Consider the following 26,986-nt stretch of genomic DNA (forward strand, 5'->3'; position numbering starts at 1 on the left):
CGATGGCGGGGTCGGCGTTCTGCTCGGAATCGTGGAAGTCGGCCGGGTAGGCGCCGGCGTCGGGGCTGGGGAACAGGGAGCTGCGACGGTCCCAGTAGTCGACCCAGCGGGTGATCTTCCGGTCGCGGTCGAAGGTGACCGAGGACAGGGCGCGGATCTCCTGGCCGAAGAACCCGGGGGAGTCCACGAACTCGACCGTCGCGCTGTTTGTGTCGCCGACGATGGTCAGCGGGTAGGCGATCGCGTCGGCCGGTGCGTTCGTGAAGATCGAGGTGAACTCGGTGTTGATCGTTTGCCAGCCGGACATGACCACGCCCAGGCAGGCGTCGCTGTAAGAGGTGTTCGATCTTGAGAAGTGGGCCATGAACGCGGCGGTGTCGTGTTCGCTCTTGGCGGTGAAGATGCGGTGGAAGAGTGCTGCGACCTCCGGGGTGCAGCGCGAGGTGTCCGTGACATCGGGCGGATAGGGCGGCGGTTTGCGTGATTCGCCGGGGGCCGAGGTCGCCGTGGCGTTCGCCGCCCGGGCCCCGAGGATACCGGCGGCGCTCAGGCCCGTGGCCGTACCGGCTACCGCTCCGGCGCGGAGCATCGTCCGCCTCGTGGGCTCCTGCTTGTTGCCGTGCTGCATCGGTGATGCCTTCTTCCGCTGGGTGCGGAGTTGGTTCTCGTAGGGAGTCCAGTCCCGAAAGACTTCAACGACTTGATGTCACAGTCAAACTCGATGAGCCCCTTATGCGTCGCCGGAATTCGCCGCCATCCACGCTTCGGTCAAGACAGCCGCTAAAGTGAGATCTCAAAACAAGGCACTGAGCCGAAGGGCGTGGGGACAGTGGCCGAAGACCGGGACGTCAATGACGGCCACAGGTATACCGAGCTCCGGGCGGGTCGGGACGTCCAGGTCGCGGGTAGGGACGTCAACATCACCTACCAAGCTCCACCGCCGAGCCCACCCCCGCCGACGCCCGCCGAAGAACTCCGCGGCCATCTCGAACAAGTCGTCGAAAGCTACAAGAGCCTGGAACTGCTGGGTATCCCCGATACCGACAGCATGAAGATTGACCTTGAAAAGGTCTACATAGCGCTGAAGGCCCAGCCCGAAACGGCCTATGATCTCCACCACGAGGCCGCGCTCCACACCATCGAAGTCCGGGAAGCGGCGGGCGGGCTCGCGCTGGACCAGATCGACTCGGAGCGCCTGGACGAACTCGACGCCGACAACATCCGCCGCACTTACCGTCCCCGGCGCGAAGAGAGCCGCTTGGCGGGCGTCGCTGACGTCCAGAACATCGCTGACGCCTTCTGCCGCCACCATCGCATGGTCCTGCTGGGCAACCCCGGCAGCGGCAAGACCACACTCGGACACTGGCTCGTTCTGCAAATGGCGCGCGGTGCGCTCGGCCAACTTCCCGCCGAGGTTCGCTCCGAAGACGTGGCCGACCTGTCAGGCGCGGCCCGCCTGCACGTCCGCGCCGGCTACTCGGCCGCGTTCACCAGGGCACACTTCACCGCTCCCGATCAGACCACTGCGATCACGGCGATCGGCATCCAGGAGCTGCCGGCCCGGGGGAAGCTGATGTTCAAGGGCGTTCCGATCGCCCGGGGCCAGGTCGTCAAGATCGGACAGGTCGGGCTTCTGACGTTCACCCCGGCGCCCGGCGAGTGCGGCAGCCGCTACGCGCACCTGCGCTACGTGGCCGGCGGCCTGACGCCCACGAAGTTCAGCGGGACCGTCGTCATCGATGTCGGCCGGCATGTCGAGGTGCCCGCCGGGCAGGTGGATCCGGATCTGTCCAGCCGCGCGGAGACCGGGGCCCGCACCGACCTCGGCCCCGTTCGCGTGCCGATCTTCCTCCGGGTGGCTCACTATGCCCGCGACCTGGCCGAGCGGAAGGACAAGGGACTACCCGCCCGCACGCTGGAGCAGTTCCTGGGTCGCGATCCGGACTCGTGCGGACTGCCCGACGGCCTCACCCCGGAGCGTCGCAATGCTCTGCTCTGCGAGTTCCTGCAGGACGGGCAAGCCGTCGTCGTCTTCGACGGCCTCGACGAACTCTCCGAGGCGAACCGCCGTACAGTCCTGGCCGACATCGACGAGTTCATCAACGCCCACACACGGGAGAACCTCGCCGAGGACGCCGACGAGTCCGGGACGCCGCTGCGGGCCGGCGGCAATCAGGTCGTTGTGACCAGCCGTTACGTCGGCTACCGCAACATGTCGCTCCAAAGCGGCTGTGCGCACTTCGGCATCCAGCCCATGGGCCGGCAGGCGGTCGAGCACTTCGTCCGCTCGTGGGTGGCGGCGGTCAACGGGGAGCTGGCCACGCGGGGCCGCCGTCAGTTCTCCGCCGAGGATCTGATCGCCGAGATCTACGACGACGCCCGCCCCCGCATCCGCGAGTTGGCCACCAACCCGCTGCTCATCAGCATTCTGGCGATCGTCTACCTCAGCGGCGGCAGGCTGCCCGAACAGCGGGCCGGCGTCTACGACCGCGTCGTGGAGAACCTGCTCCAGGTCTGGCTCAACCGGCCGGAGTGCCAGCAGCAGCTCCTGGTGCGGGAGGAGCTGCTGGCGGCTCTGCAGCCGCTCGCGGCCGACATGCAGGGGAACAGCGCGAGCAACAGCCTGATCAACCTGGATCGCATCAGGGCACTGATCGAGGTGCCGCTGGCCGAGTCGCGCGACACGACCCCGGACGACGCCGCGTTCCGCCCGGTCCTCGAAGCGCTCCTCACCACGATCCAGAAGCAGGTCGGCCTGCTCGCCGAGCAGAGCGCGGGCAATTTCGCCTTCTTCCACCGCACCTTCCAGGAGTTCCTGGCCGCGCGCCACCTCCTCGCCGACCGCGAGCGCGCGGCCGCCGACATCATCGAGCGCTTGGACGACCTGCAATGGCGCGAGCCGCTGCTTCTGAGCCTGGGCCTGGTCATGGGCAGCGAGGAATGGGACGAGGACCCGGAGCATCCGTCGCCGGCGGGACAGCCGGAGTACCGCGTTCAGCTGCTGGAGGACGTCCTGGCCGGCGACGAGCGCGGCACCCCGATCCCGCGCGCCGCCCTGCTCGTGATGAACGCGCTGCCCGGCCTGACGAACGTCCCCCGCCCCGTCCTGGCCCGGCTCATCGGCCAGCTGCTGCACAGCTACGCCTTCACTCAGGGCCAGGCGCGGACCGAGGGGCTGCGCGACAGCATCCACGGGGCGTTCGCCAGCATCCACGCCGGAGCGGCGGCCGGACTGGCCGCCGAGGTCATCGCCGATGCCATCCGGCAACCATCCACCGAGGCCGACCATGCCGACCATGCGGGCGCCGCAGCGCAGATCCTCTTGCGGCTGAACTGGTTCACGACGGAGATCGTCGAGGCGTTGCTGCACGTCGCGCACACAGACCAGGACCGCCTCGGCTGGCCGGTCCGCTGGGCGATCCTGGCCGCTCTCGGGCAGCCCGCCGGCGACCCGTCGTGGTCGCCGGCCGCGCCGGAGCTGGACAGGGCCGGCCTGGTCAGCCGGCATCTGCCGATGCGCCGGCTGCTGGAATCCCAGCCGGAGCTGTTGGCGAGGGTCCAGGACGACGCCGACTGGCTCTGGGTGCTGATGGCCCTGTACGGCGGACTCGGCCGCACGCAGACCCACGAGCGTCTGCGGGCCGACCAGAACAAGCGTCTGCGGGCCTCGCAGAGCACCAACGGCGAGGCGGTCGGCGCCCCGCCGGTCGTCCCGCCGGTCGAGTTCTCGCCCTGCGACATAGTCCAGGACCTGGAAGACCGAACTCTGAGCAGCGCGATTCAACAGCATCTGGGCGAGGGCGCGCCGTCCGCCGTGTTGGCGGACGTCTTCCGGCGCGCATGGCTGGCCGGCAGCGCCGAGGCCTTGGTCGGACTGGCCGCCCTCGGCGAGGACGTGGTCCCGGTGGTCGGTGCGGCCCTGGCCGACCGCGACCGAGGACCCGCCGCGCGGGCGGTGCTCACCCGGTTCCGGTGGCTGGCCGCCCTCCTGCGGGAGCCGATCCTGCGCGCGAGCGAAACGGCCGCCCGGACCATCCCCGAGGCGGCGCCGCAGGAGCACCAGCTCGATCTCCTGCGCGTCGTGATCAGGGCCAGGGCCGTCGGCGGTGCGGGGCCGCTCGCGGTCAGCGACACGATCCCGGCCCACCGCCACGTCGCCGCGACCTCGCCGGAGATCCGGTCCGAGGTGGACGGCGAGTACTGGGCGTACTTGTTCTCCGGGTTGGCAGCCGAGGGCGGGGACATCCTTGACGGGGCCCTGCTGCCGGAGTCCGGGACCGACGCCGAACGTCTGGTCCGCGGCTGGTCGGCGATCAACCGCGCGCACAATCTCCGGGCCGGGCCGCGCCTGCCCTGGCCGCGGGAAGAACTCGCGCCCCGACCCGGCACGCTCGTCGAGCACTACCTCACGATGCTCGACGAGATCCAGATGGCGCCGCGTGCGTACGACCACCACGCGGGGCTTCTGCTGGGCAGGTGCAAACCACTGCTGCTGGAGCATCCGGCGCTGATCTGGGAGACGCTGGCCGTGTGCTGTTCGCGCGGCAGGCAGTTCATGCGGGGCTACGTCACGGGCGCGACCGGGCAGCGGCTGATGCCGTCCGCGGCCGGCGCACTGGCGGCCGATCTGGTCGGCGAGGAGAGCACCCGCAGGATCCTCGAAGTGATCCTCGGCTGGGGAACCGCTGACGGCACCGAAGCCGAGGACGATGCCATCCGCCGTTCCGGCTACGTCCTGGTGGCCGGGGCGGACACGATCGACGATCCCTACTTGCGGTTCCGGGCGCTGTGGAAGAGCGTGTGGTACTCGCGGACCGTCCCGTTCGGGCTCGACATCGACTCCCTGATCGCGGAGATCACCGACCCGCAGCACCAGGCCCGTGCCATCGAATGGCTCCTCACGTCCGTCCCCGACAAGAAACTCGGCTTCCACATCAGCGGGCTGATGGTCGACACGATGGCCCGGTTGTCCGGCCGGATCACCGACCCCGAGAACCGGGCGCGGGCCCAGGCCAGGCTCGCGTTCATCGTCCCCGAGCAGCCCGAGGACCTGCTCGGCGCGGCCGTCGCGTCCCTGGCCGACATCGCCGATCCACGGCGCAGGGCCGAAGCGATCCTCGATCTGCGCTCGGCGGTCGGCGGCCTGGCAGGCGTCGCCGACGATCTGGATGCCGCCGCCGGCGCGCTGCCCGAGCAGTGGTTGCGCGACAAGGCCCACGGGCGCGACTCCCGCCTGGTGGCGCAGTACCGGACCCGATACGGGGCCGGCGCCCTGGCCTGGCGGCTCCCGCCGGAAGCGCCGGCGCTGGGAGCCGACAGCCACCGGCTGCGCCACCCCACGGGCCGGCTTGCCTGGGGCGCCCTGTACCTCAACGCGGTCGCCGCCGAAGTCGGGGCGCTCGACGCCGCGCACACCGGCGACCGGGCCGGCTGGGAGATGCTGCGCTCGGATTCCGACACGCGAGCCGACGCCGGCGTCGCAGCCCTCATCGAGTCCGCGGCCGACGGCGGGCTGCGTGTGACGGCGGTCGAAGCGACCTTCATCAACCGGCTCATATGCTCCGGACGCGCGGCCAGGCTCCAGCCGCTGTGGTCCTACCTGGAGGCCCCGGACGCAGGCGCCACAGCGATCATCGCGCGATGGCCGACTGGCGAGGACGCGGTACAGCGGTGGCGTGCGCTCATCCAGATGGAAGGCGGGCGCCTGACTCCGGAGAACGTCGGCCCGGTGGTCGAGCTTCTGAGCAGTTCGCAGGACCGCCTGCGACTGCGTGCCGCCTTGGCGCTGCACGGCACGCATCCCTTCGGCAACAACCGGAACCGGCGTTGGTCCGTCACCAGGGTCGGGACGGAGGCGATCAACGCGCTCGCCGGCCAAGCGGCACGGACCGACCTGCCGCCGTCCGTGCTCAGCGTCCTGAGCTGGACGTCGTGCGACATCCATCACGACGACGCCGAGGCACTGAGCCGCTGGCTGTCGGCCGCCGCCGCGGGCGGGGACGCCGCTTCGGTCTGGCTTCTGGAGAACCTCGAATCCATCGACGAGGAGCTGGTTGAGCCGCTGCTCGCGGCCCTTCGCTCGGCGCCGCCCGACGTGCGGCGGCCGCTCCTGCAAGGACTGACCCGGGTCGGCCACACGACCAAGGTTCTGGACGGTGTGCCGGACGCTCTTCGCGAAGCCGTCGCGGCCGTTCCGCTGGAGATCCGGCGGGAAGTACGCGTCATCCCGAAGGGGCCCGTGTCCATCCTGGAGGCTGTGCAAGCGGCGACAACCCATGATCCGGCCGACCGCCTCGACATCGCCCGCTCGAGCATCGAGCAGGCGATGCTCTGGCTCGACGAACAGCGGATCTCCGACGGCGCGGTCTGCCTGGCAACGCTGAAGTCGATCGGATATCGGTACTACGTCCAGGTCGGCCGGACCGGGTACTTCGCCGAGGCCAGGGAGGCGGCCGCGTCTCTGGCAGAGAACGAGGACGCGCTGCGGCTGTTGCTCCAGTGGGCCGAATCGGTCAGCCGGTCGGGCGATCCGAGCCGCCAGATGGTGGCCGTCATGGCCGCGCTGGAAGCGGTGGCCCGGATCTCTCCGAAGGCCTTCGCGGCGCTGGCCGATCCGAACGATTGGGAGACGATGCTCATCGAGTGGGTCGCCACGTCCGACTACTGGGTCGGCCGGGTGGCCGCGGTCCGGCTCCTGGGCATGCTGCGCCTGGTCACCGACCTCGTCGCCGACGCGCTGCGGATCGCGATGAAGGACAACGTCTTCGTCCAGCGTGCGGCCTATGCCGCCGTGAGCGAGTTCCGCATGATGAAGGACGATGTGATCCCGAGACTGCTGGAGCTGTTGGCCGATCCCAGCGCCGGCGTCGTCGCGTCCGCGACCCGCCTGCTGCTGGGCCTGGCCCGAGGCGAGGGCGCGCCCCATCGCCGCCTCATCCTGCGCGGTCTGCAGGACGCGGTGGCGGGTCCGTCCTCCGCGGTTCCGGTATACCTGATGCGCTACGACGAAGACGGTAGCGGCGGCGACATCATCGAATACGTCGACCGGCTCGATCGCATTCTCTACCTGGCGATCTTTGAGGTGACCGACTCGTAGGGCGGACGCGTCAAAGCGCCGGTCTTCGGGTACGGCGGGGCGTGCCGTCCAGCACGAGCATCTGGTCCGCCGGGCCGAGCGACCAGATCGAGCCGGGGGACAGGCCCAGGAGGGCGTCGGCGCCGGCCGCGGCTCCGGCGTCCTTCGTGGCGAAGAACTGGACGGCGTCGCAGCCGGAGACGATCTCCCGCCACCGGTCTGGACACGTTGCCCGAAGCTGGTTCACGTCATGCCAGAAGGTCCAGATCCGTACTCCTGCCTCCGATCCCTCCGGTCCCTCCGACCGCATGGCGAGCAGCGATTCCAGGAGCGGAAAAGGACCGAGATCGGCACACCGGTCCAGAAGGAACACCGTCGGGTGGCCTGCGCGGACCTGATGATCCTCCCTGCCGAGCAGCAGGGTCCCGAGCCAGAGCCGCAGCAGCGCCGAGTGGCTGGTGACCCGGTTGGCCGGCAGCACGAGGTAGACGGTGGTCGGCTCTTCACGGTGTGCCCGAGAAATGGCGAGGGTGGATGTGCTCAGCGTGCGCCGCACCTCGGGAGTCCCCAGAGCCTCGAAACACGACCGGACCACGGCCAGGGTACGAGTACGGAGAAACTCATCTCGCCCCAGGTGCAGCGCAAGCTCCGCGTACGAGACCTTCGACAGATGCTTGCCCACGGTGTCCAACGCCACGGCCATGCTGTGCGTGAAGTCCGGATCGAACAGCGTGTCGTAGAGCGCGTTGAACGTTCCCTTGCCGGGCGCCGCGTAGACGTATCCGATCAGGGCACTGATCAGGCTGAACGCCTCGTCGTCGGCTGCGTCCAGACCGTCGCGTCGCAGGGGAAGCAGACCGGCGATGTCCAGACACCGGGACGTGATGGCCGGCTCCTCCTGACCGTTCAGCAGGTCAAGGGGCTCCAGTGCGTCTGTTTCCGGACCAGTCACCCCGAACGGGTCCAGCCGCACCACGGTCTGTCCCATGGCCTGTCGTGCCTCCGCCGTGGCGGCGTGGGTCACGCCGTCGACGTCGAGGACCACCATCGGGCCGGGGTACGTCAGCAGGTTCGGAATCAGGCAGGACCGGTCCTGGCCGGACTGCTGTGGGGCGACGGTCATCAGGTGCATGGTCCCGGCGGAGGAGATCGGGCGGTCCTCGGCGGCCGGAGAGTCGGGATCGTTCACCGAACGGCCGAGGACGAGTTCCGCTTCGTGTCGACCCATATCGCCCATGCACGCCTCGCATCACTGAGATCGGCGGGATTGACAAGATGCCGTGCCGTACTGGTTGTGCCACCGGGCTTTTCGCTATTGTAAGGGACGGGTGTATCCGGCAATGGGGGTTCCTGGTGAAAAAGTTCACCATTCCATGCGACTTCGCGAGTGTGAAGGCTCCGTTCAACATCTATGTCGGGGAGCCGCGTGCAGGTAAGCATCCCCTTCAGCATCAGTCGAGCTGGCTGTCGCGTGAACGGGGAGGCACGATACCGCCGGAGGTGATGGACGAGTTCCAGAAGCTGCTCGACATCTCCGCTGAGAACGGAGTCAGCTTCGAAGAGCTCTGCGTCTACGCGCGTGGCGAGAAGAAGGACGGTGACGGCCCGGACGATTCGACGGTCGAGCCGGCGCAGGCCTGATCTCGGTGGGCAAGTTCAGCAAGCTCAGTCACGAAGCGCTCTTCCTGGGCCGGGCCGAGCGACAGGGACGCCGCAGGTGGACCAGGTCATCGGCGGATGCGCTGCCGGGCGCCGACGAGGCGGTGCTCTGCCCCGGCGGCAAGGCGCCGCACATCATGACGTTCGCGCCGCACCGATCGGGGCGGGACCGCTCCTGCGTGGTCCCGAACTTGCTGAACTACACCGGTCAGGCCGTCGTCCTGGACATCGACGGCAGGGCGTACGCGGCCACCGCCGATGCACGCCGTGCGCTGGGACAGCAGGTGATGAGACTGGACCCGTTCGGTCTGATCGCACCGGCCGGCCACACCTACACGCCCGTCGACTGGATCCAGGCGCCGAGCCAAGAGATCTTCTCCGAGGAATGCCGGAACGTCGCGGAGCTGTTCTCCCGCGGCCCGTCATTCGGCGACCTCACGGAGAGCGACACCATCGGGCTGCTCAGCGCGATCATCGGCTACCTTTACGTGGTCCCGGAAAAGAAGGTCAACGATCTCTACGACATCTTGCTGACCGATGACGTCGTCTACTCCCTGGCTGTAGTCCTGGACACCATCGGGAAAAAACTCTCCGTGAGTACCTATTCGGAAATTGCCAGCTTCTTGAACAAGGAAGACAAGGCACGTACTCGCATCCTGGCCAGAGCTGCCGCACGGTTCAAGGTTCTCAGCAGTCTGGAGGTGGAGGCGGCCATGGCCGGGTCGGATTTCATGTTCCCATCCGACCGGCCCGTGACCGTCTATGTCATCGTCCCGGCAGAGCGCGTCACGATGTATGCCACGCTCCTGCGCGTCTGGATCGGCGGCCTGCTGGCCAACGCCCTGCGTGCGCCGGACCCGGCTGTGCCGTCCCTTTTCCTCCTCGACCACTGCGCGGAACTTCTGCCGTTCCCGCAACTGGAGGCCGCGTACGCGACGATGTCGCATCGTAAAGTGCGGATCTGGTCGTTCTGGAACGACGTGAGCCAGCTTCGCGCCGGGTACCCCCGCGGCTGGCCCGCCATGATCGCCGGCAGCGGGGCCGTCCAGGTGTTCGGCACCGGCGATCCGGAAGCCGCCGCCGAGGCAGCCACCGTCCTCGGCCTGCCTCCGGATGAGATCCGGTCGCTCGGTGCGCAGGACCAGATCGTCCGGCTCGACGGTGCGCCGCGCCGCCTGCGGCGGCTCAGCATGGCCGGCGGCGCGCCACCTCGGTAGCGGCGCGCCTGGCCGCGGTCGGCACGGAATCGTCCGCGGCCGCGTCAATCGGTCGGCGTCGCGCTTTCGCCGGTGATGGTGATGTCCCGGCCGGCGACCAGGGCGTCGCGCCCGGCCACGATGTGCTGGCCGTGCCCACCGCGCGGGGCGGCGCCGGCCACGATCGCCGCCACTTCCTCGGCGAGCTCGGGGTCCTGTGTCAGGGCTTTGCGAATGGCCACCCGGAACTGAACGACCATGTCGTCATCGTCGGGATGCGCCACGACGTCCTCGATCACGGCGGGCAGCGCCTCGCCTTCCTTCCTGCGTCCGAAGATCCGTTGCAGGACCTGCAGACCGGCCTTGATGGTCACGTCGGCGACGTCTTCCCAGGCCTTGGCCAGAACGGCTCTGCCGTATATGCCGATCGCGGCCACCGCGATCGGTGCAGTCTCCGTCGCCAGCGCGATTTCCCCGCCCATCCGAACCCCCCCCTGCGCCACGGTTACCCGACGTAGCCAGAATATCGCCGAAACCGCCCACAGCGCGCACCGATCGCGGCACTGGCCGCGCCACCGCGACCCCAAGTACTCTCGGCGGATGAACGATCGCCGGGATCCCGGGGCTCAGCGTGCCGCCGGGGCACATTTGCCGCACCTCAACCAGCACGTGCCGGGCCTGCACTGGGAGCTCGGCAAGTTGCCGGGCTGGCTGCGCGAGACCGCCGGGGAGCGGCGGTGGCCGGTGACCATCGGGGTCGTGCTGGCCATCGTGATGCAGGTGGTGCTTCCCGACCGGTACGCCCTGCAGCCCAAGCTGCTGCTGCCCGTGCTCGAAGTCCTGCTGCTGGTCGGGCTCGTGGCCGCCAATCCGGTCCGGTTCCAGCGCGAGCACCCGATCGTGCGGTGGATGTCGCTGTGCATGACGCTGTCCATCGCGGTCGCGAACCTCACCTCGATAGCCAGGCTGATCAACGAGATCCTGCATCACAAGGCGGGATCTCCGAGCGTCGACGCCGTCACGCTGCTCGGCTCGGGCCTGGCGATATGGGTCACCAACGTCGTGGTCTTCGCGCTGATCTACTGGGAGTTCGACCGCGGCGGGCCGTTCTCGCGCGCTGCGGCTCGCAATCCGTACCCTGACTTCCTCTTCGCGCAGATGACGGATCCGTCCAAGGCGTCCCCGGACTGGGAGGCGACCTTCGTCGACTACGCCTACCTCTCGTTCACCAACTCCACGGCGTTCTCGCCGACGGACACCCTGCCGATGTCCTCGTGGGCGAAGATGACGATGATGCTCCAGTCGGGCGTGTCGCTGGTGACCATCGCGCTCGTGGCGGCGCGCGCCGTCAACATCCTCAACTGACCGCGATCGGCACGCCGGGGGGCGCTATCAGCGGCTATCGTCCCAGTTCCTCCAGCGCGGCCCTGCGTCCCCTCGTGTAGCTGTTGAGCATGCCCCGGACCTTATGGGCCCGCTGGCCCGCGGGCTCCCAGGGAGTCGTCGGCGCCGGACTGTCGGGTTCTTTGCCGGCGATCTTCGCAGCGCGGCCGTCGTACACGACGCCGCCGCCTGAAGTCACCGCGCTTTCGATGCGTGCCATGCCTGGATCTTGGCGCACGGCGGCATCGCATCCCGGGTTCCGCGGCATCGAATCACTAATTAGAGTGAATCTCTGTTCGGGGTCTTGCCCCTGGCGGGGAGCCTTGCCGGCGTTCACGGGCGCGTCCCGCGAGCCGACGGCCCCCGTCCGGCCCTTCCCCGCATGTTGTAGAAGGCATGTATGGCTCCCACCTTGAAGGACGTGGCCGCGCTCGCCGGCGTCTCGATCAAGACCGTGTCGAACGTGGTGAACGGGTACGGCTTCGTCAAGGCCGAGAACCGGCGCCGGGTCGAGGAGGCCCTGAAGGCCACGGGATACCGGCCCAACGTCGGGGCCCGCAACCTGCGGCGCGGCCGCACCGGCTGCATCGCCATGATCGTGCCCGAGCTCGGCGTGCCCTATTTCGGCGAGTTGGTGAGCCTGGTCATCACCGCCGCGGCCGATCGGGACTGGAACGTGCTGATCGAGCAGACCCAGGGCGTGCGCGAGCGGGAACGGGAAGCGCTGTCCGCGCTGGGGCCGCACATCGTCGACGGGGCGATCCTGAGTCCGGAGGCGCTCACCGCCGACGATCTGACGGCCGGCGATCCGGGCGTGCCCTTCGTCATCCTCGGCGAGCACTGGCTGCCGGCCTCGGCCGACCGCGTCGCGATCGACAACGTCGCCGCGGCCAGGGCTGCGGTGAGCCATCTGGCCGGGCTCGGACGGCGGCGGATCGCCGCGATCGGCACCAACCCGGCCCGCGGCACCGCGGCGCTGCGGTTGCGCGGATACCGGGAGGCGCTGGCCGAGGCCGGGCTGGAGTACCGCGAGGAACTGGTGGTGCCGGCGGCGAAGTACCACCGGCGCGACGGCGCGCAGGCGATGGCCGAGCTGCTCGACCTGCCGCAGCCGCCGGACGCGGTGTTCTGCTTCAACGACCTGCTCGCGATGGGCGCGCTGCGCACGGCCGCCGACCGCGGCCTGTGGGTGCCCGACGACGTGGCCGTCGCGGGGTTCGACAACATCGAGGAGGCGGCGTACGCCCACCCTCGGCTGACCACCGTCGCCCCGGACAAGCAGGCCATCGCCGAGACCGCGGTGGAGTTGCTCAGCAAGCGCACCGGCGGCGGGGACGGCCCGGAACCGCGAGACGTCGTCGCCCCGTTCCGGCTGGAAGTGCGGGGGAGTACCCGGCCGCGCGGGCCGATATCAGGGCCGCGTCCGTGATGCCAACGTTGTAAAAATCCCCGTGCGGCACTGCCGATTCCGCCCGGAGTTCCTTCGCGGAGGGGGTTTACAGGTAGGCCTCAGAGTGCTGTCATGATGCTGATTCGTTGAGGTCGCAGACCTTTGCACACCGACCGTCGGCCGACCCCACCGCCGGTGCGTCGGTTGCCGTTCCCAGGCGCTGGTTCGGCTGATTTTTACAACGTTGTATTTATGACGGCCGGCTCATGCCCGTACGACGGCCCCACCTTCCTTGTCCCCGCCCGAAGGGAACGTCGCAGTGTTCGAAAGAGAACCGTATGCCTCCCGCCGAGACGTGTTCCGCTGGATCGGTGCCGCCGCGGCCGTCTCCGGCTCCGGTGTGTTCGCAGCCCTCGCTCCGGCCGGCAACGCCCAGGCGGCCGCCGCTCTCGCCGCCCCCGCCGCCTCAACCTTCACCCCGCTGCGACCGCCCGCCGTGCCACTCGCGGTGCGCTCTCCGTACCTGAGCACCTGGCAGGCCGCGGACACGCTGGCCGGCACCTGGTCGACGTTCTGGAACGGCCACGTCAACGCCTTCTGCGGCATCGCCCGGATCGACGGCGCCGGATGGCTGTTCTGCGGCGCGCCGAGCTCCTCGATCGTGCCGAACACCATGACCCAGACCGCGCTCCAGGTCACCGCGACGCGTTCGATCTACACGTTCACCGGCGGCGGGGTCACCCTGACGGTGACCTTCTTCTCGCCGGTGGACCTGAACAACCTGCAACGCCAGTGTGTGCCGTTCAGCTACGTGAGCATGCAGGCCGTCTCGAACGACGGCCGGACCCACAGCGTCCAGCTGCACCTGGACATCTCCGCCGAGTGGACGCACGGGGACGTGACACAGCAGGTGACCTGGTCGCAGCAGACCACCCGCGCGGGCAACCTGGCCCTGGGCTTCGCCCCGGCGAGCCCGTCGGTCCTGGCCGAATACGGGGACCAGGCGTCCTGGGGCACCTCGGTGCTGGCCACCTCCGGCGGCACCGGGGTGAGCTGGCAGATCGGTGCGGACACTGTGGTGCGCGCGCAGGCCGTGTCGCAGGGGTCGCTGACCGGCACCTCGGATTCCAACCAGCCGCGGGCGATCGACAACAACTGGCCGGTGCTCGGCCTGACCAAGGACCTCGGCACGGTCTCGGCGTCCCCTTCGGCGCCCTTCCACCTCGCCGTCGGCCATGTGCGCAACCCCGGCCTGAGCTATCTGGGGACGAACCTGCCGCCGTGGTGGACGACGTACTGGGGGCCGTGGACCGACATGGTCGACTGGTTCCTGGCCGACCACGACCCGGCGCTGACGGCGGCCACCGCGCTGGAGACGCAGATCCAGAACGACGCCACCGCGGCGGTCGGCGGCGGAAGCGTCGGCACCGACTACGCGGCGCTGTGCGCGCTGGCCCTGCGGCAGGCGGTCGGCGGGACGGAGCTGGTGAACCGCAACGGCGCGCCGTGGGCGTTCCTGAAGGAGATCTCCTCCGACGGCAACGTCTCCACGATCGACGTCACCTATCCGGCGTTCCCGGTGTTCGCCTACCTGTCGCCGTCCTACTTCCAGCTGCTCCTGGAACCGATCCTCGAGTACTGCGAACACGGCGGCTGGCCGAAGACCTTCGCCGTGCACGACCTGGGCTCCAGCTATCCGAACGCCGCCGGGCACAACGACGGCAACGAGGAGGACATGCCGGTCGAGGAGTCCGCCAACATGCTGATCATGACGGCGGCGCTGCTCCAGCGGCTGCCCGCGGCCGGCGCGGCGTCCTTCGCGCAGGCGCACTACGGGATCTTGAAGCAGTGGGCCGACTACCTGGTCGGCAACGCCCTGGACCCGGCGAACCAGAACCAGACCGACGACTTCACCGGGTTCATCGCGCACAGCGCGAACCTCGCGCTCAAGGGCATCATCGGCATCGGGGCGATGGGGGTCGTCGCGGGCTTGGCCGGAAACGCTTCCGATCAGGCTTCCTACACCTCCACCGCCCGGTCCTACATCAGCCAGTGGGTGAGCAAGGGCGAGGACCCGGCGTACACCAACCTGGACCTGGCCTACGGTTCCTCGAACACCTGGAGTCTGAAGTACAACGGCTTCCCGGACCAGGTGCTCGGCCTGGACCTGGTGCCGCTGGGCATCGCCGCCCAGGAGGCCGGCTGGTACCAGCAGCACGCCGGGACCTACGGCGTGCTGCTGGACCCCCGCAACGACTACACCAAGGCCGACTGGGAGCTGTGGACCGCGGCGTGGCTCCGCGACCAGGGTGCCATCCGGGACACGCTGATCGCGGGCGTCTACGGCTTCGTGAACAGCTCGCCGCAGCGGGTGCCCTTCTCGGACTGGTACGTCGTGGCCAGCGGGGCGCAGCAGGGCTTCCAGAACCGGCCGGTCGTGGGCGGCATGTTCTCACTGGTCGTACCACGAGCGCCCAGCACCACGTCCTGGCAGCGGATCCAGAACAGCAACAGCGGCAAGCTGCTGGCCGTCTCCACCATGTCCCTGGCCGACTCGGCGAACGTCACGCAGTGGTCCGACAACGGCACCGTGGACCACGTGTGGACCGTGATCCACAATCCCGACGGCACCGTCCGGATCCAGAACCGCAACAGCGGCCGGGTGCTGGCGGTGAACAACCAGAGCCTGGACGACGGCGCCTTCGTCCAGCAGTACCAGGACAACGGCACGCCGGACCACCTGTGGCAGCTCGTCGACGCCGGCGGCGGATGGTTCAAGATCCAGAACGTGCACAGCGGGAAGGTGATGGCGGTGTCCGGTGCCTCGACCGCCGACGGGGCCCAGGTGACGCAGTGGTCGGACAACGGGACCTCCGATCATCTGTGGCGCTTCATCTAAAGATGCGGCGTTTCATTTGAGGATGTGGGTTTCATCTGAGAAGGGAGTCCACGGTGTGGCTGGCGGTGACCGTCGTCTCGCCAGCCACTCCAGCTGTCACCCGATGACGTGGACCGTCCAGTACTGGGGGTCGGGCCCGAGCAGGGTGATGCGGTCGAGCAGGCCCTGCACGCCGCCGGAAGCGGCCAGGGCGGGCGGTTCGGGGCCGGTGAAATCGATGCAGACCTGGAGTCCGCGGTCGGTCTTGCACGCTGATCGCAGGTCCGGGGCGACAGTGTCCCGATTGTTCTGGGCGTCCTTAGCGCCCTTAGTGTCCTTCGGCCCGATGTGGATGTTGAGGTTCGTGGTCTGCTTCTGGGGGTCGGGGGCGGATATGAACATCAGGTCCAGGCTCCATGCGGCGCCGGAGTGGGCCCAGGAGCCGTGGAGCATGTTGCCGCCGGCGATCGGGAAGCCACTCGGGAGGTCCTGGATGTGGAGCGGCAGCGGTAGGGGCTTGTCGCCGATGGTCACTCCGGCGGCGATGCGGATCTGCTCGTCCTTCTGCTGCGCCGTCAGTGTTCCGGTGCCCTGGGTGTCGCCGCTGAGGTCCACCCAGGCGCCGCCGACCTGCCATTCCAGGGCGGCCCGGCCGGGGACGGTGTCGGCGCTCGGGGCCGTGCCACTTCGGATGGGGGTCCAGATCCAGAAGGCGGGGTTCCCGTTGACGGCCGGCGCGCTGACCTTCTGCGCCTTGCCGCCGCCGCTGTGGATCGTCGATGCGGGTTCCTGCTTGGAGACGGTCAGCCACATGGGGCCGGGAGTGCCGCTGCCGGCCTGGCCGGTGGCCACGGCGGCCTCGGTGTCGCCGGCGCCGGACTGATAGCTGACGCCGGTGACCCAGGTCGGCAGCCAGCCGAAGGCGGCGTGCTGTTCGACGGGATCCCACCCGGCTGCGAACACCGGTGGCGGCCCGTTCGGGGTCGTGGTCGTGGTCGGGGTTGTGGCCGGTGGGGCCGGCGTGGCCCGGAGCCCGGAACCGCCGCCCAGCATCGCTGCGAGCGCTGCGGTCACGCCGACCAGAGCGGTCGCGCCCGCCACGCGCTGCCGGTGCCGTCGCTGGGCCCGCCCGCGGAGCGTGGCTGCCGCCGGCGGCCTGGTTGCCTCCGCGAAGCGCGCGGAGCCGGTCTGGAGAATGGAGTCGAAGTCCTCAGGCATGGCCGGATGCCTCCTTGGCGAACGACGGGAAGGTGGGGACGGCGTCGGACAGGTGCGGCGCCAATGCCTGCCGCCCCCGGGACAGCCGGGCCTTCACCGTCCCGACCGGCACTTCGGTCTCCAGCGCTATCTGCTCCACCGACAGCCCGACCAGGTGGTGGAGCACCACCGCCTGACGCTGGTGCGGGTTGATCTGCCGCAGTGCCGCGATGATCGCGACATAGTCCGGATTGGCCCCGGGATCCGGCTCCGGTGGCCCGTGCCGCCGGTGCGCGGTCGCCCTGTTGACCGCCTTCCGCCACGCGCTGACCCTGATCCGGAAGGCGACAGCGCGAACCCAGCCCTCCGGATCGGCATAGCCGGAGACCTTCCCCCAGTTCTGCCACGCCCGCGTGTAGGCCTCCTGCACGAGGTCCTCGGCCTCGGCCCGGCTGCCGGTCATCGCATAGAGGTGACTGGTCACCCTCCGGACGCTGCCCGCATAGAAGGCATCGAACTCGCTCGGATCCCGCATACCGCTCCCCATCGGATCGACTTTCGGCGGAGAGCAGTTTGCTTCCCGAGAGCTAGTCACGCCTGAGCAGGCGGCTGGTTGCGTCCCTTCTGTCGTCCCTTCAGTTGTCCCTTCTGACTTCGAACAGCCGACTGCCGGCCACTGCCGGACGAGCGCGTAGGCTTCACAGGACTTGACCTGTTGTCGGGTCGAGACCGATTCGTCTGTGAGCTGGGAGACACGTGCGGCAAGGACGGCCCGTGGGGCGCTCATGGAATGATCCACTGCCGATGGCGGCCTCCGCGCGCCCGGCAGGCTTCGGTGCTGCTCCCGGCCGGGGACAAAGCCGCTTGTTCCGGCTGCGGGGACTGTTCACGTGATCGACTTCCGGTACCACGTCGTCTCCATCGTCGCCGTCTTCCTGGCCCTCACCGTCGGGCTGGTCATCGGCTCCTCGTACCTGAGCAAGGTCGCCTATGACGAGCTGAACAACCAGCTGTCCTCGCTGCGCGGCCAGAACCAGACCCTGCACGGCACCCAGAACGAGCTCGGCGCCCAGGTCCGCGACCGGGACAGCCTCATCGCCGCGCTCGGGCCGGACGCCGTGTCCGGCAAGCTCGTCGGCCACTCGGTGGCCGTGGTGATGCTGCCCGGCGCCGACAGCTCCAGCGGCGACGCGATGGCCGACCTGCTGGGCAAGGCCGGCGCCCAGGTCACCGGGGAGGTGACGCTGAAGTCGGCGCTGTTGGACCCCGGCCAGGCCGGCAAGCTGGCCGCGGCGGCCTCGAAGCTCCCGTCCTCCGAGCGCGGGGGAGAGCAGCTGCCGGCGCCATCCTCCTCCGCGAGCGGCGCGACCCCCTCGCCGGTCATCGCCCTGGCCGACATCGCCGGCGCGGTGGTGCACCGGATACCGGCCGCCTCGACCGGCGCCGGTGAGCAGACGATCACCGACCAGGCGTCCCAGGACGTGCTCACCGCCTACAGCAACGCCGGCTTCCTGGACGTGAAGGCGGCCGGCGCCACCTCCGCGGACCTGGTGGTGGTCCTGGCCCCGTCGGCCCCGTCCTCCGGCTCCGCGGCCAACGACGCCGCCGACGGGCTCTACCTGGGCTTCCTCAAGGACCTGACCGGCGGCGGCCGCTCCCTGGGCGCGGTCCTGGCCGGACCGGCGTCCTCGGCCGCTTCGCCGGGCCTGCTGGCCGCAGCGCTGAAGGACAGCTGGGTGTCGAAGAACGTGTCGACGGCCGACACCGCCGACCAGGCCTCCGGGCGCATCATCACGGTGTTCGCCCTCGCCGAGGCCGCCGGGGGCAAGACCGGGCACTACGGACTCACCGGGACGGCCGACGGGCCGCTGCCGGACCTGCACTGAGCGGCGGGCCGCCGGGATGGGGAGAGGGTTGTCAGGCGGATCGATCGCCGGTGCCGGCCGGGCTGATGCGGTGGCCGGGTTGGTCGGATCAGTCGAATCGGCCGGATCGGTGGCCGGTGCTGGCCGGTCAGCCGCCCCGGCGGGTAGGTTGCCGAGCGTGTTCATCAGTGCGAACCGCGCCGGCGCGCGTCGTTCGGCCTCCCGCACGCTGGGAGCGGGTAGCGTCGAGCGGGTGGTCGGTGTGGGCGGAGTCGTGACGGCCGCCGCCCTCGGCGGGGGAGCGGCCGTCGGTGCGTATCGTCTGCTGAACGCGCGGCCTCCCGGCGGCCGGGAGCGTTGGGTTCGTAAGAACAATCGCGGCCGCGAGGTCACCCTTCTCGAAGGTCCCGCCGTCACGCTCGGCATCGCCGCGGCGTCCCTGCTGGCTCCGGGCCTGCCCGCCCGGCTGCGCCTGGCCGGGTGCGGCGCGGCCCTGGGCGCCGGCGCCATCGGCCTCTACGACGACCTGAACGAGCGCGGCGCCGCCAAGGGCTTCCGGGGCCACCTGTCCGCCCTGGCGCGCGGCGAGGTCACCACCGGGGCCGTCAAGATCCTCGGTATCGGCGCGACCGGTCTGGCCGCCGGTGCGCTCGTGCGCCGCGATCCGCTCGACCGGGTTCTGGCCGGTCTCGTCGTCGCCGGGGCCGCGAATGTCGTGAACCTGTTCGACCTGCGTCCCGGACGGGCCACCAAGGCCGCGGTGCTCGGCGCCGCCGGCGGTGTGCTGCGGGAATCCCCAGGCGGACTCCTCACGGCGGCGGCACTCGGTGCCGCCGCCGCACTACTGCCCGAGGACCTCGGCGAGCAGGCGATGCTCGGCGACTGCGGTGCCAATGCCCTCGGGGCGGCGCTCGGTGTCGCGGCTGCCGCGCGGGCCTCGCGCCCCGGGCTCGTCGGCCTGGCCGCCGTCCTGGCCGCGCTGACCGCCGCGAGCGAGAAGGTCAGCTTCACCAAGGTCATCGCCGCCACGCCGCCGTTGCGTGCGCTCGACGAGTGGGGCCGCGTCCCGAAGCAAGGCGACGACTGAGATGGCCGAAGTCCGGATCGAGCACGGATCGGCGGAGGCGGCAGAAGCAGCGGAAGCGGCAGAGGCGGCGGAGGTCGGGTCGAAGGCCGCAGCTCAGGCCCTGGTGCCCCAGCAAGCCCAGCAAGCCCAGCAAGCCCAGCAAGCCGGCGCAGCCGCCGCCGCCCCCCGCACCCGTCGCCCCAACCGCGCCTCCACCCTCCTCGGCGCCGCCGTCCTCATCGCCATAGCGACCGTCGCCTCCCGCGTCGTCGGCTTCGGCCGCTGGCTCGTCTTCTCCCACACCGTCGGCGCCGGCTCCCTGGCCGACGCCTACAACTCCGCGAACCAGCTCCCGAACATCGTCTTCGAGATCACCGCCGGCGGCGCGCTGGCCGGCGTCGCCGTCCCGCTCCTGGCCGGGCCGCTCACCGGCGGCGGCGACGGCCCGGCCGACCGGGCGCGGGCCTCGCGCATCGTCTCGGCGCTGCTGACCTGGACGCTCGCCATCCTCATCCCGCTGTCGGCCAGCGGCGTCGCGCTGGCCGAGCCGATGGGCCACATCCTGGGCAGCGGGCACGGCCCGGACTACACCGCCCAAATCAGCCGGTTCCTGATGTTCTTCCTGCCGCAGATCCCGCTCTACGGCGCCGCCGTCGTCCTGGGCGCGACCCTGCAAGCCGACCGCCGTTTCCTGGCCCCGGCGCTCGCGCCGCTGCTGTCCAGCCTGGTCGTCATCGCCTCTTACACCGTCTTCGCCTTCATGGATCGCGGTCGCGGCGCGCACCTGCGCGATCTGCACGAAGCCCCCGAGCTGGTACTGGCGCTGGGCACATCCGCGGGCGTCCTGATCCTGGTTCTGTCACTGCTGCCGGCCGTCCGGCGCGCCAAGCTCGCGCTGCGCCCCACCTTCCGCTTCCCCGAAGGCGTCGCGCGCAGGGCCCGCTCGCTGGGCGTGGCCGGGGTCGCGACCCTGATCGCCCAGCAGCTCGCGGTGCTGACCATCGTGCTGCTGTCCAACGCCGGGCACGCCTCGACCGGCACCCTCACCGTCTTCAACCTGGTCTGGGCCGTCTACTCGCTGCCGTACGCCGTGCTCGCCGTCCCGGTCGCGACCAGCGCCTTCACCGACCTGTCCGCCAAGTGGGCCGCCGGGGACCGGCGCGGCTACACGCAGGGCGTGGCGGCCACCACCCAGGCCGTGGTGATCTTCTCCGCGGCCGGCGCCTCGGTCCTGGCCGCCGCCGCGTGGCCGACCGCCCGGCTGTTCCTGACCGCGCGCCACGGTACCGGCGGCAGCGTCACCGTGGAGATGATGGGCCAGGGTCTGACCGCCTTCGCCCCCGGCCTGATCGGCTACGGCCTGCTGGCGCACCTGAGCCGGGCCCTGTACGCCGCCGGCCGGGGCCGCGCCGCGGCGACGGCGGTGTGCGCGGGCTGGTTCACCGTCCTGGCCGCCGACCTGACCCTGGTCTGGCTGCTGCCCGGCCAGGACGCGGTCATCGCCCTGGGCCTGGGCAACACGCTGGGCATGGCGGTGGCCGGCGCCGCGCTGCTCACCGCGGTCCGCCGGGCCGTCGGCCGCGACGCGCTGGCCGGCGTCGGCCGCGCCGGGGCGGTGGCGGCGCTGGCCGCGGCCGTGGCCGCGCCGGCCGGGATGGTCTTCGCCGGACTGCCGGGCGCCACCGGACCGGTGCGTGCGATGCTCATCGGTGCCGCGACCGCGCTGCTGACCATCGGGCTGTTCGTGCTCACCGTGGTCGTCGCCGCCAAGCGCCTGCTGCCGGACACCGAATACGGCGCCTGGCTGCGCGCCCCGATCGAGAACCGGAACCGGCGACGGAGGCCCGTGCGATGACCAGGACCCCGATGATGACCAAGACGCCGATGAGGATCCTGCTGGTCCGCCCGGAGAGCACCGGCGGCATCGGCGTGCACGTCGACAGCCTCACCAGGGCCCTGCGCGAGGCCGGCCACGACGTCCGCACCCTGGTCGCCACCGGGACCGGGGCCATACCGGCGATCCGCCACGCCGCGCGCCAGGCCCGGGTGGACGTCGTGCACGCCCACGGCCTGCGCGCCGGCGCCGCGGCGTGCCTGGCCACGCGCAAGCGCACCGTGGTGACCCTGCACAACGCGCCGGCGAACCGGGCGGGCGAACTGCTGATGCGGCTGATCGCCCAACGCGCCGACGCGGTCCTGGCCGCCTCCCACGACCTGGTCGAGGCGGTGGCCGGGAACGGGGCGAAGGACGCGCGCTTCGGCCCGGTCGTGGCCCCCGCGCTGCCCGCGCCGACGCTTCCGGTGCCGCAGGTGCGCACCGCGCTGCGGAGCGAGCTCGGCCTGGCCGCCGACGACGACCGCCGGCTGGTGCTGGCGGTCGGCCGCCTGGCCCCGCAGAAGGACTACGCCACCCTTATCAAGGCGTTGATCATCCTGAAGGGCCGGCTCGGCCCCGGCCGCGTCCCGCCGGTCGCCATCGCCGGGGAGGGCCGCGAGCGCTCCGCCCTCCAGGCCGCCGTCGACGAGCACGGCCTCCCGGTGGCGCTGCTCGGCCACCGCGCCGACATCGCCGACCTGCTGCGCGCCGCCGACGTGTTCGTGATGTGCAGCACCTGGGAGGCCCGGCCGCTGGCGCTGCAGGAGGCGCTGCGGGCCGGCGTGCCGCGGGTGATCGCCACCGACGTCGGCGGCGTGGCCGAGGTCACCGCGGGCTACCTGCCGCTGATCCCGCCGGGCGATCCCGAGGCGCTGGCCCGGGCGCTCGCCGAGTCCTGCGACGGGTCCGTGCCGGCCGGCGGGGCGCCGGACTGGGACGCGCTGTGGCCCGGTCCGGCCGAGGAGCTGGCCGCGGTGCTCGCGGCGTACTCGGCATGAGCCGGCCGCGGTGCTCGCGGCGTATTCGGCATGAACGCGACCTTGCCGACACCTGTCCACCCATGATCGACCCGTGAGCTCCGTGCCCCGCAACTGCTGATATCCTGGTCTCCCGTGGATGACAGGTGAGCAGGACCGCCTGTACCAATCAGCAGATTCAGCAGCGATCCGCGGGAGCCCCCCTTGGCACATCAGACGAAACACCTGTTCGTAACCGGGGGCGTCGCGTCCTCCCTCGGCAAGGGCCTCACCGCCTCCTCGCTGGGCGCCTTGCTCAAGGCCCGGGGTCTGCGGGTCACCATGCAGAAGCTCGACCCCTACCTGAACGTCGACCCCGGGACGATGAACCCGTTCCAGCACGGTGAGGTGTTCGTCACCGACGACGGCGCCGAGACCGACCTGGACGTCGGCCACTACGAACGCTTCCTGGACACCGAGCTGCGCGGCTCGGCCAACGTCACCACCGGCCAGGTGTACTCCGCGGTGATCGCCAAGGAGCGGCGCGGGGAGTATCTGGGCGACACGGTCCAGGTGATCCCGCACATCACCAACGAGATCAAGTCCCGGATCCGGCGCATGGGCGGCGAGGACGTGGACATCGTGATCACCGAGGTCGGCGGGACCGTCGGGGACATCGAGTCGCTGCCGTTCCTGGAGGCCGCGCGCCAGCTGCGGCACGAGGTCGGCCGGGACAACGTGTTCTTCCTGCACGTCTCCCTGGTGCCCTACATCGGCCCCTCGGGGGAGATGAAGACCAAGCCGACCCAGCACTCGGTGGCCTCGCTGCGCAGCATCGGCATCCAGCCCGACGCCATCGTGTGCCGCGCCGACCGGCCGATCAGCCAGGTCATCAAGCGCAAGATCTCGCTGATGTGCGACGTGGACGAGGAGGCCGTGGCCGCGGCCGTGGACGCGCCGTCCATCTACGACATCCCCAAGGTCCTGCACACCGAGGGCCTGGACGCCTACGTGGTGCGCCGGCTGAACCTGCCCTTCCGCGACGTGGACTGGACGCAGTGGGACGACCTGCTGCGCCGGGTGCACGAGCCGGACCACGACCTCACCGTCGCCCTGGTCGGCAAGTACATCGATCTGCCGGACGCCTACCTGTCGGTGACCGAGGCGCTGCGCGCCGGCGGCTTCGCCAACTCCGCGCGGGTGAACATCCGCTGGGTCCCCTCCGACGAGTGCGCGACCGACGAGGGCGCGGCCAAGCACCTGACCGGCGTGGACGCGATCTGCGTGCCCGGCGGCTTCGGCGTGCGCGGCATCGAGGGCAAGGTGAACACGGTCAAGTACGCCCGGGAGAACATGATCCCGCTGCTGGGCCTGTGCCTGGGCCTGCAGTGCATCGTGATCGAGGGCGCGCGCCACCTGGCCGGCATCGCCGCCGCCAACTCCGCGGAGTTCGACGAGGCCACCCCGGACCCGGTGATCTCCACCATGGCCGACCAGCGCGACATCGTGGCCGGCCAGGGCGACCTGGGGGGCACCATGCGCCTGGGCCTGTACCCGGCCAAGCTGGCCGAGGGCAGCATCGTGCGCGAGCTGTACGACGGCGCCCCGTACATCGAGGAGCGCCACCGCCACCGCTACGAGGTGAACAACGCCTACCGCCCGCGCCTGGAGGAGGCCGGCCTGGTCTTCTCCGGCACCTCCCCGGACGGTCGCCTGGTGGAGTTCGTCGAGCTCCCGCGCGAGGCGCACCCCTTCCTGGTGGGCACCCAGGCGCACCCCGAGCTGCGCTCGCGCCCGACCCGCCCGCACCCGCTGTTCGCCGGCCTGATCGCCGCCGCGGTGCAGCGTTCGAAGGGCGTGGCGGCCGGTGCGGCCGCGACCGCCGCCGCGACCGCCGCCGGTGAGGCGCTGGCCGAGACGGCTGCCGGGGCCTGATCCGGCTCGGGCTCGATCGGGGACGGCGTCCCGGCTTCGTGCCGGGGCGCCGTTCGCGTCTGCCGTCCGCGTCGCCTGCCGTCCAGCGTCCGCCGTCCCCGGCGCCCTGACGCATCCGCCGCGATAGGCTTCGATCATCGGCCCGGCCGAGTCCGCCGGGCCGCAACCGCGAGCACAGGGAGCGTGATGGAGATCCGCGACGAACCCGAGAAGTGGCCGGTGCTGGCCTCGGAGGAGAAGTTCCGCGGGCATGTGATCTCCGTCCGCACCGACACCGTCAAGATGGTGGACGGCCAGGTCGCCGAGCGCGACTACGTCGTGCACCCCGGCGCGGTCGGCGTGGTGGCGCTCGACGAGGCCGACCGCGTCCTGCTGGTCCGCCAGTACCGGCACCCGGTCGGCTGGCGCCTGTGGGAGCTGCCGGCGGGCCTGCTGGACCATCCCGGGGAGAACCCGCTGGAGGCCGCCAAGCGCGAGCTCTACGAGGAGGCGCACCAGCAGGCCGACGACTGGCGGGTCCTGGTCGACCTGTTCACCACCCCCGGCGGCTCGGACGAGGCGATCCGGGTCTACCTGGCGCGCGGCGTCCGGGAGGCCGACGGCGAGCAGTTCGCCCGGGAGCACGAGGAGGCGGACATGTCCACGGTGTGGGCCGACCGCTCCGAGGTGACCAAGCTGATCCTGGCCGGGGAGCTGCACAATCCGCTGGCCGTGGCCGGCGTGCTGGCGCTGACCACCGCGATCACCACGAACGCGCTGGAGGACCTGCGGCCGGCGGACGCCCAGTGGCGGCAGCGGCCCTTCCTGCCGTAGGGCACGCCGTAGGTCATCGGCGAGAACTGTCGGGCGGCGGCGGGCCGCATCATGTGCCCGCTTCCGCCGGCCGTGCCTACACTGCGGCGATGGAGCCCACTTCGCCCCCCGCCCACACCGCGGTCGTCATCGACTTCTTCGGCACGCTCACCAAGAGCACCCCCAACGAGGTCTGGACCCAGGCCGCGGCGGCCAGCGCGGCGCCCCTGGGCCTGCCGGCGGCCCAGTGGCGGGAGACGCTGAACGCGAGCTTCTCCGAACGCGCCACCGGCGCTCTGGGCGACCTGTCGGAGACCTTCCGCGCCCTGGCCCGCCGCTGCGGCGTCGACCCGAGCGAGGCGGCGCTGGCCGCGGCATGCCAGGCGCGGGTCGAAGCGCAGAACGCGCTGTTCGTCTTCCGCGAAGACGCCCTGAGCGCGTTGCGGGCGCTCAGAAACCGCGGCTACCGCCTGGGCCTGCTCAGCGACTGCACCCCCGAACTTCCCGTCGCCTGGCCCGGTTTCGCCGTCGCCGAATCCTTCGACACCGCGGTGTTCTCCTGCTCCGAGGGCCTGAAGAAGCCGAACCCCGCCTTCTTCCGCCTCGTCGCCGACCGCCTCGGGGTGGCGCCGGCCGAGTGCCTGTATGTCGGCGACGGCGGCTCGCGCGAACTCAGCGGCGCGGCCGCGGTCGGCATGACGCCGCTCATGCTGCGCGCCGAGGACTGGCACAGCAACAGCGCGCACGACCGCGAGGACGACTGGACCGGCCCGGAGATCGCCTCCTTCACCGAGCTGATCAGCGTGATCGACGACGGCGGTCTCAGTGCTCGGTCACTTCTCGCCCACCATCAGGACCGCGATTAGTGTGAAACGGCGGAAACATCCGATCCGCCGTCCCGGGGAGGCCCCCGATGTCCTCTGAGTTCTTCGGTCCTGCGTCGTGGGAAGGCCGGGCCAAACGTTACGGGCCGGTGGACCGGGTCGCGGTGCTGTCCGACGTGCACGCCAACGTGCCGGCGCTGCGGGCCGTGCTCGCCGAGCCCGACGTCGCCGCCGCCTCGCTGGTGGTCTTCAACGGTGATCTCACCTGGGGTGTCGACCCCGACGGGGCGGTCGCCATCGTCAAGGCCCTGGGTCTGCGCGCGGTGTGCATACGCGGCAACAGCGAGCGCCACGTCCGGCAGATCACCACCGGCGCCTCCACCCCGGCCACCCCGCGCCAGGAGTGGGTCCCGGCCCGGCACGGCACCGGCGCGCTGGCCTTCGTCGGCTCGTTCCCGTTCAGCATCGTGGTGGATGTACGGGGCCTGGGTCCGGTCCGCTTCTGCCACGGCTCCCCGCGCAGCGACCACGAGGCGGTCACGCCCGGCACCTCCGAGCAGCGCTTCGCCGAGATGACCGCCGGCATCGAGGAGGACGTCCTGGTGACCGGCCACACCCACCTGCAGTTCGACCGCTTCGTGGGCACCCGGCGCAGCGTCAACCCCGGCAGCGTCGGCCTGCCGTACCACCGCGACGAGCCCGGGGTGGCGCACTGGGCCCTGCTCGGGCCGGACGTGCAGCTGCGTACTACTCGCTACGACGTGAGCGAATCGGTGGCCGCCAGCGTGGCGGCCGGCGACCCCGGGCACGCCCGGATCGCCGAGCTGCTGCTGACGCCGCCGACGCCGGAGGAGATCATCGCCGAGGCCGAGCAGCTGGTGCTGGTCGACTGAC

20 protein-coding genes and 1 pseudogene are annotated in these 26,986 nt (G+C 70.8%); 14 read left to right on the plus strand and 7 right to left on the minus strand.

The window, feature by feature from the left end; translation table 11 throughout:
• Positions 1-628, minus strand: a pseudogene (locus ABIA35_RS41255) (hypothetical protein); the annotation flags it as partial.
• Between the two features lie 165 nt (positions 629-793).
• Positions 794-1,312 carry a hypothetical protein gene (locus ABIA35_RS41260; RefSeq protein WP_370347236.1) on the minus strand — a complete coding sequence of 173 codons (519 nt, stop codon included), beginning with the start codon at positions 1,310-1,312 and terminating at the stop codon, positions 794-796.
• A gap of 3 nt (positions 1,313-1,315) precedes the next feature.
• On the opposite strand from ABIA35_RS41260, the gene ABIA35_RS41265 reads away from it, so the two are divergent.
• A complete protein-coding gene (locus ABIA35_RS41265; RefSeq protein WP_370361552.1) occupies positions 1,316-7,096 on the plus strand; it encodes a hypothetical protein in 5,781 nt (1,926 codons plus the stop codon).
• Positions 7,097-7,106: 10 nt separating this feature from the next.
• Here ABIA35_RS41265 and ABIA35_RS41270 read toward each other — a convergent pair whose 3' ends face one another.
• A complete protein-coding gene (locus ABIA35_RS41270) occupies positions 7,107-8,303 on the minus strand; it encodes a type IV secretory system conjugative DNA transfer family protein (protein ID WP_370361553.1) in 1,197 nt (398 codons plus the stop codon).
• A gap of 125 nt (positions 8,304-8,428) precedes the next feature.
• Between ABIA35_RS41270 and ABIA35_RS41275 the strand changes: the two genes are divergently transcribed.
• Together ABIA35_RS41275 and ABIA35_RS41280 are read left to right on the plus strand one after the other, a co-directional pair.
• Positions 8,429-8,716, plus strand: a complete 288-nt coding sequence (locus ABIA35_RS41275) for a DUF2610 domain-containing protein (RefSeq protein WP_370347241.1) — start codon at positions 8,429-8,431, stop codon at positions 8,714-8,716.
• Between the two features lie 5 nt (positions 8,717-8,721).
• A complete protein-coding gene (locus ABIA35_RS41280) occupies positions 8,722-9,951 on the plus strand; it encodes a type IV secretory system conjugative DNA transfer family protein (RefSeq protein ID WP_370361554.1) in 1,230 nt (409 codons plus the stop codon).
• A 44-nt stretch (positions 9,952-9,995) separates the two neighbouring features.
• On the opposite strand, the gene ABIA35_RS41285 is transcribed toward ABIA35_RS41280, so the two are convergent.
• Complete coding sequence (locus ABIA35_RS41285) at positions 9,996-10,367, minus strand: hypothetical protein (RefSeq protein WP_370361555.1); 372 nt, start codon at positions 10,365-10,367, stop codon at positions 9,996-9,998.
• A gap of 163 nt (positions 10,368-10,530) precedes the next feature.
• Here ABIA35_RS41285 and ABIA35_RS41290 point away from each other — a divergent pair, with 163 nt between their 5' ends.
• Positions 10,531-11,295: a hypothetical protein gene (locus ABIA35_RS41290; protein WP_370347247.1), complete on the plus strand. Its 765-nt coding sequence runs from the start codon at positions 10,531-10,533 to the stop codon at positions 11,293-11,295.
• Between the two features lie 34 nt (positions 11,296-11,329).
• Here the strand turns inward: ABIA35_RS41290 and ABIA35_RS41295 are convergent, their stop codons facing one another.
• Positions 11,330-11,533, minus strand: a complete 204-nt coding sequence (locus ABIA35_RS41295; protein WP_370347249.1) for a hypothetical protein — start codon at positions 11,531-11,533, stop codon at positions 11,330-11,332.
• Between the two features lie 180 nt (positions 11,534-11,713).
• On the opposite strand from ABIA35_RS41295, the gene ABIA35_RS41300 reads away from it, so the two are divergent.
• Positions 11,714-12,742, plus strand: coding sequence for a LacI family DNA-binding transcriptional regulator (locus ABIA35_RS41300; protein WP_370347251.1), 1,029 nt, complete (start codon positions 11,714-11,716; stop codon positions 12,740-12,742).
• Between the two features lie 280 nt (positions 12,743-13,022).
• Positions 13,023-15,602, plus strand: coding sequence for a DUF5127 domain-containing protein (locus ABIA35_RS41305; protein WP_370361556.1), 2,580 nt, complete (start codon positions 13,023-13,025; stop codon positions 15,600-15,602).
• Positions 15,603-15,698: 96 nt separating this feature from the next.
• Here ABIA35_RS41305 and ABIA35_RS41310 read toward each other — a convergent pair whose 3' ends face one another.
• Positions 15,699-16,799 (minus strand): hypothetical protein, encoded by a 1,101-nt coding sequence (locus ABIA35_RS41310; protein ID WP_370361557.1) that lies wholly within the window; start codon positions 16,797-16,799, stop codon positions 15,699-15,701.
• On the minus strand, positions 16,792-17,313 hold the full coding sequence (locus ABIA35_RS41315; protein WP_370347257.1) for an RNA polymerase sigma factor: 522 nt from the start codon (positions 17,311-17,313) through the stop codon (positions 16,792-16,794). Before ABIA35_RS41315 ends, ABIA35_RS41310 begins: the two co-directional genes overlap by 8 nt.
• 355 nt (positions 17,314-17,668) lie before the next feature.
• On the opposite strand from ABIA35_RS41315, the gene ABIA35_RS41320 reads away from it, so the two are divergent.
• The 8 genes from ABIA35_RS41320 to ABIA35_RS41355 all read left to right on the plus strand — a co-directional run bounded on the left by ABIA35_RS41320 (position 17,669) and on the right by ABIA35_RS41355 (position 26,985).
• Positions 17,669-18,664, plus strand: coding sequence for a copper transporter (locus ABIA35_RS41320; RefSeq protein WP_370347259.1), 996 nt, complete (start codon positions 17,669-17,671; stop codon positions 18,662-18,664).
• A 157-nt stretch (positions 18,665-18,821) separates the two neighbouring features.
• The gene (locus tag ABIA35_RS41325; protein ID WP_370361558.1) at positions 18,822-19,730 is read left to right on the plus strand and encodes a hypothetical protein; all 909 of its coding nucleotides are present in this window, start codon (positions 18,822-18,824) and stop codon (positions 19,728-19,730) included.
• 1 nt (position 19,731) lies between these two features.
• On the plus strand, positions 19,732-21,564 hold the full coding sequence (gene murJ, locus ABIA35_RS41330; protein ID WP_370347263.1) for a murein biosynthesis integral membrane protein MurJ: 1,833 nt from the start codon (positions 19,732-19,734) through the stop codon (positions 21,562-21,564).
• The gene (locus ABIA35_RS41335; RefSeq protein ID WP_370361559.1) at positions 21,561-22,583 is read left to right on the plus strand and encodes a glycosyltransferase family 4 protein; all 1,023 of its coding nucleotides are present in this window, start codon (positions 21,561-21,563) and stop codon (positions 22,581-22,583) included. Before murJ ends, ABIA35_RS41335 begins: the two co-directional genes overlap by 4 nt.
• 183 nt (positions 22,584-22,766) lie before the next feature.
• Positions 22,767-24,476, plus strand: a complete 1,710-nt coding sequence (locus tag ABIA35_RS41340; protein WP_370361560.1) for a CTP synthase — start codon at positions 22,767-22,769, stop codon at positions 24,474-24,476.
• 186 nt (positions 24,477-24,662) lie between these two features.
• Positions 24,663-25,289 carry an NUDIX domain-containing protein gene (locus tag ABIA35_RS41345; RefSeq protein WP_370361561.1) on the plus strand — a complete coding sequence of 209 codons (627 nt, stop codon included), beginning with the start codon at positions 24,663-24,665 and terminating at the stop codon, positions 25,287-25,289.
• A gap of 89 nt (positions 25,290-25,378) precedes the next feature.
• The gene (locus ABIA35_RS41350) at positions 25,379-26,134 is read left to right on the plus strand and encodes an HAD family hydrolase (RefSeq protein ID WP_370347271.1); all 756 of its coding nucleotides are present in this window, start codon (positions 25,379-25,381) and stop codon (positions 26,132-26,134) included.
• Positions 26,135-26,181: 47 nt separating this feature from the next.
• Positions 26,182-26,985, plus strand: a complete 804-nt coding sequence (locus ABIA35_RS41355) for a metallophosphoesterase (protein ID WP_370347273.1) — start codon at positions 26,182-26,184, stop codon at positions 26,983-26,985.
• Position 26,986: the final 1 nt, after the last annotated feature.

The sequence above is a fragment of the Catenulispora sp. MAP12-49 genome, assembly GCF_041262705.1.
Lineage (GTDB): Bacteria > Actinomycetota > Actinomycetes > Streptomycetales > Catenulisporaceae > Catenulispora.

Coding starts and splice junctions, on each gene's coding strand:
- murJ (WP_370347263.1), top strand. CDS start 19,732: ATGGCCGAAGTCCGGATCGAGCACGGATCGGCGGAGGCGGCAGAAGCA.
- ABIA35_RS41315 (WP_370347257.1), bottom strand. CDS start 17,313: ATGCGGGATCCGAGCGAGTTCGATGCCTTCTATGCGGGCAGCGTCCGG.
- ABIA35_RS41300 (WP_370347251.1), top strand. CDS start 11,714: ATGGCTCCCACCTTGAAGGACGTGGCCGCGCTCGCCGGCGTCTCGATC.
- ABIA35_RS41265 (WP_370361552.1), top strand. CDS start 1,316: ATGGTCCTGCTGGGCAACCCCGGCAGCGGCAAGACCACACTCGGACAC.
- ABIA35_RS41310 (WP_370361557.1), bottom strand. CDS start 16,799: ATGCCTGAGGACTTCGACTCCATTCTCCAGACCGGCTCCGCGCGCTTC.
- ABIA35_RS41270 (WP_370361553.1), bottom strand. CDS start 8,303: ATGGGTCGACACGAAGCGGAACTCGTCCTCGGCCGTTCGGTGAACGAT.
- ABIA35_RS41295 (WP_370347249.1), bottom strand. CDS start 11,533: ATGGCACGCATCGAAAGCGCGGTGACTTCAGGCGGCGGCGTCGTGTAC.
- ABIA35_RS41350 (WP_370347271.1), top strand. CDS start 25,379: ATGGAGCCCACTTCGCCCCCCGCCCACACCGCGGTCGTCATCGACTTC.
- ABIA35_RS41290 (WP_370347247.1), top strand. CDS start 10,531: ATGAACGATCGCCGGGATCCCGGGGCTCAGCGTGCCGCCGGGGCACAT.
- ABIA35_RS41345 (WP_370361561.1), top strand. CDS start 24,663: ATGGAGATCCGCGACGAACCCGAGAAGTGGCCGGTGCTGGCCTCGGAG.
- ABIA35_RS41355 (WP_370347273.1), top strand. CDS start 26,182: ATGTCCTCTGAGTTCTTCGGTCCTGCGTCGTGGGAAGGCCGGGCCAAA.
- ABIA35_RS41335 (WP_370361559.1), top strand. CDS start 21,561: ATGACCAGGACCCCGATGATGACCAAGACGCCGATGAGGATCCTGCTG.
- ABIA35_RS41260 (WP_370347236.1), bottom strand. CDS start 1,312: ATGGTGGCGGCAGAAGGCGTCAGCGATGTTCTGGACGTCAGCGACGCC.